The organism is Limnochordia bacterium, assembly GCA_023230925.1.
Lineage (GTDB): Bacteria > Bacillota > Limnochordia > DUMW01 > DUMW01 > JALNWK01.
The window spans coordinates 20,668-35,304 of sequence record JALNWK010000017.1 but is presented as its reverse complement, the minus strand read 5'-3'; the positions used below and the strand labels follow the sequence as shown (position 1 = coordinate 35,304).

Genomic DNA, 14,637 nt, shown 5'->3' with positions numbered 1-14,637 from the left:
AGAGGAGTTGCTTGTTTTGAGTGGGAAAAACAAAATAGGAATTACCGAGACGATTTTACGGGATGCCCATCAGTCGTTAATGGCAACCCGGATGCGTCGAAACCATATGCTTGAGGTCGCTGAGCAAATCGATAGTGTTGGCTACCATTCGTTAGAGGCCTGGGGTGGAGCTACCTTTGATGCATCATTGCGCTATCTGAAAGAGAGCCCCTGGGAAACCCTACGTAAACTGCGTGAGCGGATTACCAAAACGCCCCTGCAAATGCTCTTGCGCAGCCAGAATCTTTTAGCGTATCGGAATTATCCCGACGATGTGGTGGAGGCCTTTGTCCGCCACTCAGTGGAGAACGGCATCAAAATTGTTCGCGTTTTCGATGCACTCAATGATGTACGCAATATGGAGCTTTCCATTAAGACTGCGAAACAGGCCGGGGCCCATGCCCAAGGCACTATTGTCTACACCATCAGCCCGGTCCACAATCTCGACTACTATGTTCGGGTGGGCAAAGCACTTAAGGAGATGGGTGCTGATTCTATCTGTATCAAGGATATGGCAGGACTAATTACACCCACCGCTGCCTACAACCTTACCAAACGGCTGAAAGCCGAGGTGGGTTTGCCGGTACAGCTTCATTCCCACTATACCAGTGGATTGGCCGGTATGGCCTATTTTAAGGCTGCTGAGGCTGGGGTAGACGTCATTGATACAGCCCTTTCGGCCTTGGCCTTTGGTTCTTCCCAGCCAGCCACAGAGACGATGGTGGCTGCGTTGAAGGAGACCGAGTACGATACCGGACTTGATCTTGGCCAGCTGAAGGCTCTTAACCAGTATTTCAAGGAGATCAAGAAGGAGTACGGTGAAGTGGTGGCACCACTCCGCATGGATCCTGAGGTTCTGAGCTACCAGATTCCTGGCGGTATGTTGTCCAACTTAAGATCCCAGCTGATGGAGCAGGGGATGGTGGACAAGATCGAAGAGGTATTTGCCGAGGTTCCCCGGGTGCGCCAGGAACTAGGTTATCCACCCCTGGTGACCCCCATGAGCCAAATCGTGGGGACCCAATCGGTCTTTAACGTAGTGACTGGACAACGCTACGGAATTCTATCTAAAGAAGTCAAGGATTACGTCAAGGGCCTTTACGGACAGCCGCCAGGCGAGATCAGTGAAGAGATCAAAAGCCGGATCGTTAACGATGGGGAAGTTGTCACCTGTCGACCTGCAGATCTGCTAAAACCTGGCTTGCCCACTGCTACAGATGAGTTAAAGAAGCTAGGTTACAGTCATGTGTCCGAGGAAGAGGTACTAGCTTACATCATGTTCCCCGAACAGACCAAGGCCTACCTTAACGGCAACGCGTAGCGAAAAGAAAAACGATGACTTTGGTATCACCAAAGTCATCGTTTAACTTGATAAAGAAACAAAAGCGGAGGTTCTCACCCTAGGAGACTTTCTGCTCACTGTCAGATGAGGAAGCTGGAGTCTCTTTCCTGCTATCGGTCACGTAGAAACCAGGTCCTTTAAAGATAATATTGACATTGTGACTGATTAGCCTTTTAACAGGCTCTCCGCAGGTTGGACATTTCTCTAAGGCAGGGTCGGTGATACGTTGCTCTTGTTCGAAACGACCACACTTGGAGCATTTGTATTCATACGTCGGCATACGGATCCCTCCTGATTCAATGTGAAGTAATAGTTTACTACTGCCAACGTGGTAGTGAACTGAAATGTGAAGCTTGGGTTTGATCTAAGTACCGTGACTGCTCTCCCCTTGTTTCACTAATCATTTATGATACCCCAAAATTGCGCGGGGTGCAATACCTTAGGTTTGCCCTGTGGGTCAGAAGAGTTCCTACTTCCTGTAGGATGCCCAGGGAAAGGGCGTATTTTCCCCTGAATGTCTTAGTCAAGATGACTTTCGATGGCGCAAATAGTAGGTACTGTAGATCTTGACAACTGAAAACAAACAGGGTAAAGTGGACATACGGAAACGGTTCCAAATACTAATGTGGAGGAATGGGTAGTGGGTCAAAAAGTAAGGGTTGGACTTATTGGATGCGGTAGAGTAGCTAATGTTCACGCGCGAGCACTGAATGAACTTGAGCAGACGGAACTGGTTGCAGTCTGCGATATCAAAGAGGACCGAGCCAAGGATTTCACCGTCAAGTACAACTGTAAGGATTATTACCTAGATTACAAGGAGATGCTGGCCCGGGATGACATTGATGCTGTAGAGATTTGTACGCCCCACCATCTTCATAAGGACATGGCAATTGATGCAGCAAATGCCGGTAAGCATATCTTGACGGAAAAACCAATGGCTCTTTCTGTAGCTGATGCTGATGCCATGATTGAAGCTGCAGAAAAAAATGGTGTGACCCTTGGTGTTATTTTCCAGAACCGATACAACGACGCTTCTGTTGCTGTAAAAGAAGCCATTGATAGTAACAAACTAGGGAAGATACTGGGTGCCCGTGCATTCATTACCTGGAAGCGAACCGATGAATATTACAAAGGAAGCGATTGGAAAGGAACATGGGACAAAGAAGGCGGCGGGTTTCTTATTGACCAGGCGATTCATACCATTGACCTGATGCAATGGCTAGTCGGTGATGTGGAAACCATCCGGGCGACCTACGCTACCCATGCCCATGATTATATCAAGGTGGATGACGTCGCGGAAGCATACATCAAGTTCGGCAACGGTGCCCAGGGTTGTCTCTATGGCAACTGCTTCTATGCCTATGATGCACCGGTTTACCTGGAAATTGTTGGTGAGAATGGGATCGCTGAGGTCATTGGTTCATATAAGGGGAAAGCCGTCATCAAGGTGGATAATCGAGAGACTACAATTACCCAAAAGGAAGGTTTAGTGCTTGGTAAGAGTTACTGGGGCCCTTCCCATATCCGTCAGATTGAGGAGTACTACACTGACCTACTAGCGGGGCGTAAGCCTGTCATTGATGGTAAAGCGGGCAAGGTGGCCATGGCCATGGTATTGGCGATGTATGAATCCCATCGTCAAGGAAAGCCAATTGATTTTCAGTCGTTTCTCAATAGCAGGTAGGAGGTTAATGTGCGTCTGACTATTCGCGATATTGCCAAAGAGGCTGGGGTGGGACTGGGGACTGTTTCTCGGGTGCTTAATGATAGTCCCCATGTTAGCCCCGCAACAAGGGCGAAGGTGCTTGAGGTGATAGACAAGCACAATTACCGTCTCCATGCCGTGGCGCGCAGTTTGGCTAAAAGATGTACCAATACGGTGGGGGTTATTGTACCTCAGTTTACGAAGCGGTTCTTCATTGAAGTCCTCAAGGGTATTCAAGGCCAACTGGATAACTCTGGTCGGGATCTTATCCTTTACAACGTGCAAAACCGGGTGCAGAAGGAAGAGATCTTCGAGCGAATAACCTACGAAAAACCCGTGGATGGCATTATTGTGATCAATTTGCGCCTTACGGATAGGCACTGTCAATTGTTGCAAGAGGCCGGATTGCCAGTGGTACTGGTGGATAGCGAGCGACATGAGTTTACTTCTATCGTCTCGGACAATGCCCGAGGGGCGGAAATAGCAGTCACCCACCTGATTGAACTAGGGCATAAGGAAATTGGTATGGTCAACGGCCTGATGCGTTATCATGCCAGTCGACAACGCTTGCAGGGATACAAGAAAGCTTTAACGGACCACGGGATCGAAGTCAACCATGAGCTGGTGGTAAATTCGGAGTTCTGCCGAGCCGGAGGATATGAAGCTGCGACAGCCTTACTTTCTAGGGTGACTCCCACAGCCATTTTTGCAGCTAGCGATGAGCAGGCCATTGGTATCATGGACTACGCTAAGAAGGCGGGGATTCAGATTCCGCAGAAGCTAGCTATCGTGGGTTTTGATGATATAGATCTTGTGGACTTTATTGGTCTTAGTACCATGCGTCAGTCTATGGAGGAGATGGGTTCTGTGGCCGCTTCAAAGCTTCTGGAGATGCTAACTAACCCGAATGATGAGGAGAATCCTCCGGAGCGGATCGTGTTTTGTCCCCGCTTGATTGTGCGTTCATCCTGTGGATCGCAAGTCTAGTCGGTCCAACCAAAATAAATCTGAAATAGGTCCTGCTCTGTTACCAAGGAGCAGGATTTTCTCATTGTTTCACTAATAAGCATAGTTGAACTAAGATAAAAGGAGTGGCGAGTATGTTGATCAGATCAAGATTACAAGAACCATTGCTCTTTGATGGTGCAATGGGAACGATGCTTCAACACAGAAGCGACCTTGCCTTTCCGGAACTAAATAATCTAAAGGCCCCTGATGTGGTTAGTAATGTACACCGGGTGTACTTAGAGGCTGGGGCTGATGTGGTGGAGACAAACACCTTCGGGGCCAACCGTTTTAAGTTAGCCCAACATGGCTATGAGGAACACGTCTGGGAGATCAATGAAAAGGCGGCCCGGTTGGCGAAGTCTGCGGCAAGCAAGGCTGGCAAGGATCGGCTAGTCGCTGGCTCCATGGGCCCCACCGGACAACTGATGGCTCCCTTGGGTACAGTTACCTTTGATGAGGTGTATGAGGCGTATCGGACCCAAGCACAGGCACTGGCTGCGGGCGGTGTGGACCTAATTATCGTAGAGACAATGTTGGACTTAGCTGAAGCCCGGGCTGCCCTTTTGGGGGCCTTGAGTACAGGTCTTTCGGTAATTGCTCAGATGACTTTTGAGGATTCGGGACTTACCATGATGGGTACTTCTCCCCAAGTGGCTGCATGTGTATTATCCAGTCTTGGTGCTAGCGTTGTTGGGGCCAACTGTGGCCTAGGGCCAGCGGGAATGCTCAACATCATTGAAGCCATGGCCCCAATTGCGGATTCTGTCTCGGTGATGCCTAATGCGGGACTTCCCAAATTAGTTGATGGTGTGGATTTCTATGAGCTGACACCTGAGGAAATGGCCAGCTATGTACCCCAGTTTATTGAAAGTGGAGCAAACATCATTGGTGGTTGCTGTGGTACGACGCCTAAACATATTGAACTGATGAGACAGTCCCTATGCCACATATCCGGCAAAAAGCCCACGAAAGCAGGGGTCTATACGGCAAGCAGCAGACAGCTTGTCCAAATTAACCTTGGACAACGGGCTAAAGAGTGTTCTCCTGACGATTGGATGCAACTGGCCGATGAAGACTGTTCTTTGTTGGTTCTGCGCAATCCAGAGGAGATAGGGATGCTGCAGATGATGTGCCCGGTGCCCTTTGTGTTTGTCGATGTAAGTCTGGAGAAGCTTGAGACTCTCCTGAAGGAGTATAATGGAAGAGCCTTGGTGGTGCCGCCCTGCACACCTAATGAATCAGGGTTTCACGTTTATGCTGAAGTTGCGAAGAAATTTGGGGCGATCCTTGTCTTAGATGAGTATCAGAATATAGGTATGGAAGTTGCGGTAAAGACACCGGTAGGTCACGATGTTTGGTGGATCGAAACTGGGGAATAACATAGAGGATATTTATAAGGATAATCTTAGAACACGGACACTTTTGCATTTCATTACACAGGCCTGATTACCCCATAGTTTGGGAGGTGAAGGACCACTCCTCCCCACGGAAGCTGGTCCAATGCTATGGACACGATCGTCGGCAGACTGGAGCAGGTATACGGTAGACCGATCTTAACAAAGAGAAAAGCAGCTATTGATGAGCTTGTATTGACGATTCTATCCCAGAACACCAATGATCAGAACCGAGATCGGGCTTTTCGGCGGTTGAAGGAGCGCTTCCCCACGTGGGAGGCGGTGAAAAACGCCGACGTTATCCAGATAGAAGAGGCGATTCGACCCGGGGGTCTGGCTCGAACTAAGGCACCTAGGATCAAGAAGGCTCTCCATGCTATTGAAAACCGATGTGGAGAGTTATCCTTGGACCTTCTGGAACAACGGAGTACCGAAGAGGCCTTCGCATTCTTGACCAGTCTTGATGGGGTGGGCCCCAAGACTGCTGCCTGCGTCCTGCTGTTTGCCTTTGACAAGCCGGTTTTTCCAGTGGATACCCATATCTGGCGGATCGCAAAAAGACTAGGTATTGTGGATGAGAAGACCAGTGCCGAAAAGACCCAAAGTGTTCTGCAAAAGCTGGTTGCACCCGCGGATTACTATTCTTTTCATCTTAATCTGATTCGGCATGGCCGTAGTGTGTGTTATGCCCGAAGACCTAATTGCCCTGAATGCGTCCTTGTTGATGTTTGCAGGTATTATGCAAAGGAGAATGCCGATGTATAAGTCGTTTACCGTGAAGACCAAAGAGCGCACTGAGGTAATAGAGATTACGCAAACTGTGCAAAGTATTGTTGATGAGCAGGGAGTGTCCTCAGGGATCTGCTGTGTATTCATCCCCCACACTACCGCGGGTATCATGATTAATGAACGATGTGACGGGGATGTTGCCCAGGACATTACCACCAAGTTGGATGAACTAGTACCAAGAAGCAGTGAGTTTCGTCACTGTGAGGGAAACTCCGACGCGCATATCAAGGCCAGCCTAATTGGTACCTCCCGAAATGTGATTATTGCTGAGGGAAGACTGCTGCTTGGGACCTGGCAAGGCTTGTTTTTCTTTGAATTTGATGGACCAAGGACAAGAACCGTATGGATTCAGATTCTAAGGGAGGAGACTCAGGGATGATCGGAATTATCGGTGGAACTGGAGTATATGGGCTGCCGTTCTTTCAAGATAGTGAGAGGACCCTCGTCCCAACCCCCTACGGCGAAGCCACCGTTTTCCTGGGAAAGGAAAGTGATCGTCTAGTCGCTTTCATGCCCAGACATGGCTCGGATCACCATTTGCCACCCCACCGGGTGAACTATCGGGCGAATATTTGGGCCCTGCGGGAATTGGGTGTAGAAGCTGTGTTGGGGATTGCTGCCGTAGGTTCGCTGCGAGAAGAAATAGCCCCGGGAACGTTAGTCATCGCGGACCAGTTTCTGGATTTCAGCAAGACCCGGCCCACTACCTTCTTCGATGAACAGGTTGTCCATACGGATATGACCTATCCTTATTGCTCCTCTTTACGGGAGTATGCCGAGGATATCGCCAGCAGGGTGGGAATTACCTATCGTAGTTATGGTTGTTATGTGTGTACCGAAGGTCCCCGGTTTGAGACAGCAGCCGAGGTCCGCATGTTCGCCCAACTTGGGGGCGATGTGGTGGGGATGACCAATGCTCCCGAGGCTGTTCTTGCCCGGGAAATTGGACTTTGCTATGGGGTTCTGGCCTTGGTTACCAACTTTGGTGCAGGACTTACCTCTAATGCACTGACTCACCAGGAAGTGACCTTGGCAATGAAGGAGCAAGAGGATTTGTTTTTGGCATTACTGGTGGATCTAATCAAAAGCCTGCCTAGGGAATGGGGCTGCCAATGTGCGAAGGGGAAGGGATGACATTGTCAACAAGAAGGTTACCGGTGGTCTGGGAAAATGAGATGTTGATTCTACTGGATCAAAGAAAACTACCATTGGAAGTAGTGACCATTGAATGCACTACACCGGAACAGGCCGCCTCTTGTATTAAGGAAATGGTGGTCCGGGGGGCACCGGCCATTGGGATTACTGCAGCCTACGGTTTGGTCTTGGCTGCCAAAAAAGGGCCCGAAAAGGTTAAGGAGGCGGCAGAGCTTCTGCGGCAGACTCGTCCTACTGCAGTGAACCTATTCTGGGCTATTGACCAGATGTTAACGGCACTGGAAGAGTATCAAGGTGATGATCTGTATGGTCATATGTTGAAAAAAGCTAAGGCCTTGGCTGAGGAAGATGTGAGGATTAATAAGCAGATGGGCCAGTTTGGTGCCAAACTTGTGCCCCACGGAGCCGCTATTTTGACTCACTGCAACGCCGGGGCCCTGGCCACTGTGGACTATGGAACTGCCCTAGGTGTTATGCGAGCTGCCCAGGAGGCAGGGAAGGACATCTCAGTCTATGCCTGTGAGACAAGACCCTACTTACAGGGGGCGCGGCTTACCACCTGGGAGCTTCTCGTTGATGGAATACCAGTAACCTTGATTACCGACAATATGGCTGGGTACTTAATGCAACTAGGTCGAGTCTCCCTAGTGGTTGTCGGTGCAGATCGAGTGGCAGCCAATGGGGATGTGGCCAACAAGATCGGTACCTATGGATTGGCGGTGTTAGCTCGGGAGCATGGGGTCCCCTTCTATGTGGCGGCACCCACATCCACAATTGATCGAACGCTATCCAAAGGAGAGGACATTCCCATTGAAGAGCGGGGATGGGAAGAAGTAACCCACGTCTTTGGGAAGCAGATTGCCCCTGCAGGTGTTTCGGTATGGAACCCCGCCTTTGATGTGACTCCCCATCACCTGATTACCGGGATCATTACCGAATCCGGGGTACTAAGGGAGCCATACAAGGAGAGTATAGAGGAGTTGTCTGCTAGTTGCTAATTGATGACTTGCCTAAGGGCGAGTTTCTCATTACCAATGCTAAGATCATTACTTGTGATAAGGTCCAGCGGGTCTATACACAAGGGGATATACACATTAAAGACGGTGTTATAGCGGATCTGGGGGCTCACCTCACCCTGCCGGGGATCAATGCCTTTGATGCCCAGGGCTTGGTTGCGCTGCCGGGCTTAATCAACGGACACACCCATGCAGGGATGACTTTGCTTCGGGGACTAAAGGATGATGTGGATTTATGGGAGTGGCTTAATTCGTATATCTGGCCGGCAGAATCGTGCATGGAGCCAGAGGATATCTACTGGGGAAGCCTCCTTGCCTGTATCGAGATGTTGAAAGCCGGGGTAACCACCTTTGTGGATATGTACTTCCATGAAGGCGAGACCGCCAGGGCGGTGGAGGAGATCGGAATCCGTGCCTACCTTTGCCGGGGGATTATCGAGGGTCGCGATCAGGGAGCTGCGGGTCTTGAGGAAACCAATGCTCTGCTTGCCCGGTGGCACAATGGAGCCGCAGGAAGGATTAAGATCACGTTAGGTCCCCACGCGCCCTACACTTGCTCTATTCCATTTCTTAGGCGGATTAGGGATTTTGCCATTGGACAAGATCTGCCAGTGCATATTCACGTGGCTGAGACGAAGCAAGAGGTCGAGAAGAGTCAAAGGGCCTATGGGTTTACCCCGGTGGCCATGCTTAAGCGGGCTGGACTGCTAGATCCCCGGATCCAACTCATTGCCGCCCACTGTGTGCATTTGACTACTGAAGATATTCGGTTGATGAAAGAGGCCGGGGTTGGTGTAGTCCATTGCCTTGGAAGCAACCTAAAACTAGGCTCAGGGATTGCCCCGGTTATAGAGTTGCTTAATGCTGGAGTCAAGGTGTGCTATGGTACCGATGGAGCTGCTAGTAATAATAACCTGGATATCATTAGGGAAATGCGGCTTGCAGCCCTAATCCATAATGGGATTAGTGGGAAGCCCGGTATTTTGCCTGCGTCCCAGATCATCTCCATGGCCACAAATCATGCTGCTGCTATCCTAAAAAGGCCAGATTTGGGGTCCTTAGAGATTGGCAAAAGGGCGGACATAGTACTATTGGATACTAGTGGTTGCCACTGGTATCCCAGAGAAGATGCTGTATCATCACTAATCTATAGTGGTAGCTGGGCTGATGTTGATACCGTCTTGGTTAACGGGGAATTTGTGGTTCACAAAGGAAAAGTGCTTACAGTAAACGAAGAAGAAGTCAAGGCACAAATAGAAAAGCGGGCTTGGCGGATCAAGAATGCCAAGTCTATTGTTTGAGGGAGTGCGATTTATGGAACAGGTAAGGGTTAGATTTGCGCCTAGCCCTACGGGCTATTTGCACGTTGGTGGGGCGCGTACTGCATTATTCAACTGGCTTTTTGCCCGACACCATCGGGGAGTCTTTGTCTTGCGTATTGAGGATACCGATGCGGAACGGTCAACCCAGGAATCCTATCAGTGTATTCTGGATGGGATGCGCTGGTTGGGAATGGATTGGGACGAAGGTCCCGAGGTAGGAGGGGACTTCGGACCATATATCCAAAGTGAACGGCAGGATTTCTACCAGGCAGCCGTCGATAAGTTGTTTAGTATCGGTCGGGCCTACAAATGCTACTGTACACCAGAGGAACTAGACGAAATGCGCAAAACGGCCCTCGAGGAGGGACGGGCACCTAAATACGATGGTCGGTGCCAAAGCCTTACTCCAGAGCAGTGCGCAGAGTACGAGAAGATGGGTCGTAAACCCGTAATCCGGTTTAAAACAAAAATGACGGGCAAGACCGTGATTGACGATCTGATCCGGGCCAAGGTGACCTTTGCCAATGAGGTGTTAGATGACTTTGTTATTGTGAAGTCTGATGGAGGCCCCACCTATAATTTCGCAGTTGTGGTGGATGATGCGGCTATGGAGATCAGCCATGTGATTCGGGGTGAGGACCATATTTCCAATACACCAAGGCAGATCCAATTGTATGAAGCCCTAGGGTATGAATTGCCCCAGTTTGCCCATATCCCGATGATTCTAGGACCGGATAAGAAAAGACTAAGCAAACGCCATGGTGCCACGTCGGTGATGGAGTACCAAAGTGATGGTTTTCTCGCAGATGCCTTTGTGAACTATTTGGCTCTTCTTGGATGGGCCTATGATGACCATACGGAGCTCTTCTCCCGACAGGATCTCATTGAAAAATTCGAGCTGGCCAAGGTTTCCAAGAACCCTGCAGTATTTGATCAAAAGAAACTTCTCTGGATGAACGGTGTCTATCTGCGGGAATTGTCTATTACCGAATTAGTGGATATGGGAATACCCTGGTTACAACAAGCCGGGTACTTGCCCGAGACACTGGATGAGAAAGTCAAAGACAAGGTGACCCAAGTGTTTGCAGCGGTGCAGACCCGGGTGCGGACCTTACAGGAATTGGTAGGTGCAAGTTACTATTTCTTCACTGAGATGCCCGATTATGATCAGGCAATGGTGCGGAAATTCCTGACTAAGGACTATGTGCCGGATATGCTCAAGAAATTACTAAAAGGTCTACTTCAGGTGGAACCCTTCACCGAACATAATATTGAGCCTGTATTTGTGGCCATGCAAGAGGAACTACAGATAGGGCTTGGCAAGGTGATTCAACCGGTGCGGGTGGCTGTAACGGGTACTTCAGTAAGCCCTGGTATGTATGAGGTGCTTGCTCTGTTAGGAAAGGCCAAAACCTGTGAACGGCTACGCTACGCCTACCAATTGAGTAAGGAACTACAAGGGTAGCAAAGTGGGGGCCTGGATGACTCACCGGGGCCCCTGTTGTTTTTGCCCTAAAGCAAACTTTTACTGATCCCGGAAGGGGAGGGTCTGTATGAAGGACTATTTTGAACACCCCGATTGGTTTCGCGGGAATATACATTGTCATTCCACTCGCTCCGACGGAGCTAAGGAACCGGAGGAAGTCTTCGCCTGGTACCAACAAGAGGGATATGACTTTATTGCCTTAACGGATCACGAGCGATTCTACCCTGGTGGGCAATACGAAAACATGCTGATTATCCCTGGTATTGAAGAGGCCTATCATATTGTAGGTCTGGGCATGGAAAGTTTTCCAGCAAAGATCGACCGAAGTAGTCGCCAGGAGGTAATTGATGCTATTATAGCTTGGGGCGGTGTGGCGATCCTTGCCCATCCCTATTGGCTGGGCTTAACCGATCAGGATATCTCCGTCTGCACTAAGGTAACGGCCCTAGAAGTGTATAATGCAGTATGCGACTTTACAATTGCCCGGGGATACTCTGGTGTGCACTGGGACAACCAGCTTGGCCAAAGTAATTACCTAAATGGTGTGGCCGTGGATGATGCCCATTGGCACCATGCCGGGGAGGGCGGAGGATTTGTGATGGTCAATGCTCCTAAGCTCACGGTACAGTGTATCCTTGATGCACTCAAACTTGGAAGCTACTTCTCCACCCAAGGACCACTGTTTAAGCAAATCACCCTCTCCGAAGAGGGAGAAGTGCTTGCTAGCTTTTCGCGGGTGATGCGCGTTGATATTATCTCCAACAGTTCCAGCGGTCAAGTAATTCAAAGTGAGGCGGGAATAGAACAGGTTACATATAAGATGGGGCCGCATCAAAGGTATATTCGGCTACAGATTACCGATTTCACTGGAAAGATGGCCTGGAGTAATCCGATACTGCCATTCTAGCAGAACGAAGGGTTAATTCGGGTTGACATCGTCTCGTTTTTTTGCTAGACTAGCATTGTTGTTGGGAGGTTGTGTAATGGCAACACGCGGGACTCTGGATTCCGTTATGAAGGTTCGAATCCTTCCCTCCCAGCCATCCTAAACAAAGAAGATGTTAACGCCTATGCACAAGTTGCATAGGCTTATTTTTTCTACCGGACATAACAATAAGCCCCGTCATGTGACGGGGCTCTGGTTTACAAGTTCCTATTGGGCTAGTGACTTCATCCTACTTAGCACAATGTTTTTCTCGCCCTTTTCAAAGGTCAGTTCCACGGTCTTATTGGTAGTGTAGGTCACTGGCAGACCGGTTGGAGTGAGTTTATCGGGATCCTTTCTTACATAGTAAAGGTTAGCTTTGATTTGCAGTCTGTCATTGACAATAGTTGTCTGAGACGGACGTAAGGCATAGTTTTCGTAACCCCAATGCTTGACTTCCTTTTGGAACTCCTCTACGAAGGAATCGGCCTTTGCATACACTGTCTCGGTTCCGTTTTCGTCAACGATTACAAAGGGCTCCGTGATCATGTTGGCCAGTTTCTTTATGTTTTGCTGCCGGACCGCATTATTCCAATTGTCTAGGAAATCTTGCCCTTGTTTGTCAAGAGACAAAACTGGATTTCCCGGGTCCTTTTCACAACCGGCAAAAGCAAATAATGATATTACTATTAATGATACGAGCAATAAGGGCCTGGCTTTCATTTGACTATTATCCCCTTTCTTACCCCAGTGTGCACCAATGATGGCCTTTTTTGGGACGCGGAACTACTAACTTATCGACTTATAGTATACACTAGGATCGCACTTGAAGCAAGATTATCTAAGGATGTAGCACTTTTATCCAATGATTGGCTAGAAAAAGCCCCCGGAGCCAAGGAGGCGTAAAAAAATCGTTCATTTATATAAATGAACGATGAAAGAATTGGTACCCCCAAGGGGAGTCGAACCCCTGTCTTTGCCGTGAGAGGGCAATGTCCTAGGCCACTAGACGATGGGGGCCCATCACGAATCACATTATAACACGGTAATCCTTAGCTGTAAAGAGACAGGAAGGAAAATCATCTGGACCATAGGGGTAAAGATTACTAGACCTTGCAAAATCAGCGGTTTGCATAAATTCCGGTTCCGGGAAAAAAATAAGGGTGAGCAGATTACAAGAGGGGGATTCCTATGCTGAAAAGACTGCGCTCTTGGTTGATGCTAGATGAAGAAAGCCATCAGGATGTGGAGGTGGGAGAAGAGTTTCATCCGGAAGGATACGATGTACTAGAATCAGTCGGTGGAGTCAAGATTAGGCCAGCTGAGATCCGGGAAGGTACCAGTGTTACCGTTTGGTATGATGGCGAATTAGCCCAGTCCGGGGCAAACTCGGTCTTCTTGCATTACGGTTTTGGTACAGACCAGTGGCAAGATGTGGGTGAGGTAGAGATGTATAAGGGTGAACAGGATGCTTGGCTCACCAATGTCTATGTTAACCGGGGCCAAGCGATTAGTTTCTGTTTCAAGGATGGGGCAGGGAACTGGGATAACAATAATGGCAGGGACTGGACTTTTCAGGTGCATTAGGGCTAGTCAGTAATCAGTCGTCTATCTTGTCTTACCACTCGAACCTGAATGAAGCTTTGGGGGGCGATCCAGGCTAGTTTACATTCTAGTTCAAACTGCTGTTCTTTAACTAGAACTATCCTGCCGTCAATGATCTTGCTGACCAAAAAAGGATCGATGGAGCTGATTTCCTGCCCAATCAGCTCTTGCAGAAGTTGCTGTATGATTGCCTCAAGCCTAGGTTTGACGTACTGATCCTTAAGTACTACTTCTACCTGTATTGCTTTGATGATTACTGCCTGTCTTTCGGCTAGAGTCTCCTCCAGCCGTTCGAGCTGCAACGTCGTGGTCTTATATCGATAGTGCAGACTCTCATTTTCCAGCAGGAGGGTGTTTACCCTGTTGGCGAGACGCATTGTTCCGATGAGTAATCCAAGAAGGATTCCCAAAAGGAAGATAGCCAGTGACTGTTTTAGATGTTCCCTTGTGTAGAGCCGTACCTTCAAAGGCTAGTCGCCTCCGGTCAGGGTGATGATAATCCAGTAACCGATTAGGGCACCGCTAAACGCGCTAATGAGTATGCAAAACTGTCGGGCCACGGCAAATACTTCACCATCCACCAAGCCTATCTCGATGGCCTTAATCGTCTGAAAGGTTCCCCCAATAGCAACTACCACAGCCCACAGCTTACAGGCTTTGGCTAAATGATTCATGGTGGCTAGGGGTGAACCATAGGTCAACACGGTGGCCAAAGAACCCACCAAGGCCCCACCGAGAATAACACCTAAGGCAGTAAAAAAAGGTAGTAGTAACTCTTTGATGATCCTAAGTAACAAGGTCCTCACTCCGCCGGAATTAGGGATTGTTAAAGACTATGTGCTCCAGGAGCA

General features: G+C 49.1%; 16 protein-coding genes and 2 tRNA genes. 13 read left to right on the top strand and 5 right to left on the bottom strand.

Annotated elements, in window-relative coordinates:
- Positions 1 to 79 precede the first annotated feature (79 nt).
- Complete coding sequence (locus M0Q40_05615) at positions 80 to 1,360, top strand: pyruvate carboxylase subunit B (GenBank protein MCK9222087.1); 1,281 nt, start codon at positions 80 to 82, stop codon at positions 1,358 to 1,360.
- Between the two features lie 79 nt (positions 1,361 to 1,439).
- Here the strand turns inward: M0Q40_05615 and M0Q40_05610 are convergent, their stop codons facing one another.
- Complete coding sequence (locus tag M0Q40_05610) at positions 1,440 to 1,661, bottom strand: hypothetical protein (GenBank protein MCK9222086.1); 222 nt, start codon at positions 1,659 to 1,661, stop codon at positions 1,440 to 1,442.
- A gap of 360 nt (positions 1,662 to 2,021) precedes the next feature.
- On the opposite strand from M0Q40_05610, the gene M0Q40_05605 reads away from it, so the two are divergent.
- From M0Q40_05605 to M0Q40_05555, 11 genes are all read left to right on the top strand, one after another.
- Positions 2,022 to 3,065 (top strand): Gfo/Idh/MocA family oxidoreductase, encoded by a 1,044-nt coding sequence (locus tag M0Q40_05605; protein MCK9222085.1) that lies wholly within the window; start codon positions 2,022 to 2,024, stop codon positions 3,063 to 3,065.
- A gap of 9 nt (positions 3,066 to 3,074) precedes the next feature.
- The gene (locus M0Q40_05600) at positions 3,075 to 4,073 is read left to right on the top strand and encodes a LacI family transcriptional regulator (protein ID MCK9222084.1); all 999 of its coding nucleotides are present in this window, start codon (positions 3,075 to 3,077) and stop codon (positions 4,071 to 4,073) included.
- Positions 4,074 to 4,186: 113 nt separating this feature from the next.
- Positions 4,187 to 5,473, top strand: a complete 1,287-nt coding sequence (locus tag M0Q40_05595) for a homocysteine S-methyltransferase family protein (GenBank protein MCK9222083.1) — start codon at positions 4,187 to 4,189, stop codon at positions 5,471 to 5,473.
- Between the two features lie 126 nt (positions 5,474 to 5,599).
- Positions 5,600 to 6,253 carry an endonuclease III gene (locus M0Q40_05590; protein ID MCK9222082.1) on the top strand — a complete coding sequence of 218 codons (654 nt, stop codon included), beginning with the start codon at positions 5,600 to 5,602 and terminating at the stop codon, positions 6,251 to 6,253.
- Positions 6,246 to 6,656, top strand: a complete 411-nt coding sequence (locus M0Q40_05585; GenBank protein MCK9222081.1) for a secondary thiamine-phosphate synthase enzyme YjbQ — start codon at positions 6,246 to 6,248, stop codon at positions 6,654 to 6,656. Before M0Q40_05590 ends, M0Q40_05585 begins: the two co-directional genes overlap by 8 nt.
- Positions 6,653 to 7,411, top strand: coding sequence for an S-methyl-5'-thioadenosine phosphorylase (mtnP, locus tag M0Q40_05580; protein MCK9222080.1), 759 nt, complete (start codon positions 6,653 to 6,655; stop codon positions 7,409 to 7,411). Before M0Q40_05585 ends, mtnP begins: the two co-directional genes overlap by 4 nt.
- 41 nt (positions 7,412 to 7,452) lie before the next feature.
- Positions 7,453 to 8,430, top strand: coding sequence for an S-methyl-5-thioribose-1-phosphate isomerase (gene mtnA, locus M0Q40_05575; GenBank protein MCK9222079.1), 978 nt, complete (start codon positions 7,453 to 7,455; stop codon positions 8,428 to 8,430).
- Positions 8,424 to 9,749 (top strand): amidohydrolase, encoded by a 1,326-nt coding sequence (locus M0Q40_05570; GenBank protein ID MCK9222078.1) that lies wholly within the window; start codon positions 8,424 to 8,426, stop codon positions 9,747 to 9,749. The genes mtnA and M0Q40_05570 overlap by 7 nt, the downstream gene beginning before the upstream one ends.
- A gap of 13 nt (positions 9,750 to 9,762) precedes the next feature.
- The gene (gltX, locus tag M0Q40_05565; protein MCK9222077.1) at positions 9,763 to 11,235 is read left to right on the top strand and encodes a glutamate--tRNA ligase; all 1,473 of its coding nucleotides are present in this window, start codon (positions 9,763 to 9,765) and stop codon (positions 11,233 to 11,235) included.
- An 88-nt stretch (positions 11,236 to 11,323) separates the two neighbouring features.
- Positions 11,324 to 12,163: a CehA/McbA family metallohydrolase gene (locus tag M0Q40_05560; GenBank protein ID MCK9222076.1), complete on the top strand. Its 840-nt coding sequence runs from the start codon at positions 11,324 to 11,326 to the stop codon at positions 12,161 to 12,163.
- Positions 12,164 to 12,225: 62 nt separating this feature from the next.
- Positions 12,226 to 12,299: transfer RNA gene (locus tag M0Q40_05555), tRNA-Gln, on the top strand.
- A 110-nt stretch (positions 12,300 to 12,409) separates the two neighbouring features.
- Here M0Q40_05555 and M0Q40_05550 read toward each other — a convergent pair.
- Both M0Q40_05550 and M0Q40_05545 read right to left on the bottom strand, forming a co-directional pair.
- Complete coding sequence (locus M0Q40_05550) at positions 12,410 to 12,904, bottom strand: hypothetical protein (GenBank protein ID MCK9222075.1); 495 nt, start codon at positions 12,902 to 12,904, stop codon at positions 12,410 to 12,412.
- Positions 12,905 to 13,125: 221 nt separating this feature from the next.
- Positions 13,126 to 13,201, bottom strand: a tRNA-Glu gene (locus M0Q40_05545).
- Between the two features lie 171 nt (positions 13,202 to 13,372).
- On the opposite strand from M0Q40_05545, the gene M0Q40_05540 reads away from it, so the two are divergent.
- Positions 13,373 to 13,768, top strand: a complete 396-nt coding sequence (locus M0Q40_05540; GenBank protein MCK9222074.1) for a carbohydrate-binding protein — start codon at positions 13,373 to 13,375, stop codon at positions 13,766 to 13,768.
- Positions 13,769 to 13,770: 2 nt separating this feature from the next.
- Here the strand turns inward: M0Q40_05540 and M0Q40_05535 are convergent, their stop codons facing one another.
- The gene (locus M0Q40_05535) at positions 13,771 to 14,253 is read right to left on the bottom strand and encodes a hypothetical protein (protein MCK9222073.1); all 483 of its coding nucleotides are present in this window, start codon (positions 14,251 to 14,253) and stop codon (positions 13,771 to 13,773) included.
- Positions 14,254 to 14,256: 3 nt separating this feature from the next.
- Positions 14,257 to 14,583 (bottom strand): YtrH family sporulation protein, encoded by a 327-nt coding sequence (locus tag M0Q40_05530; GenBank protein MCK9222072.1) that lies wholly within the window; start codon positions 14,581 to 14,583, stop codon positions 14,257 to 14,259.
- Positions 14,584 to 14,637 lie beyond the last annotated feature (54 nt).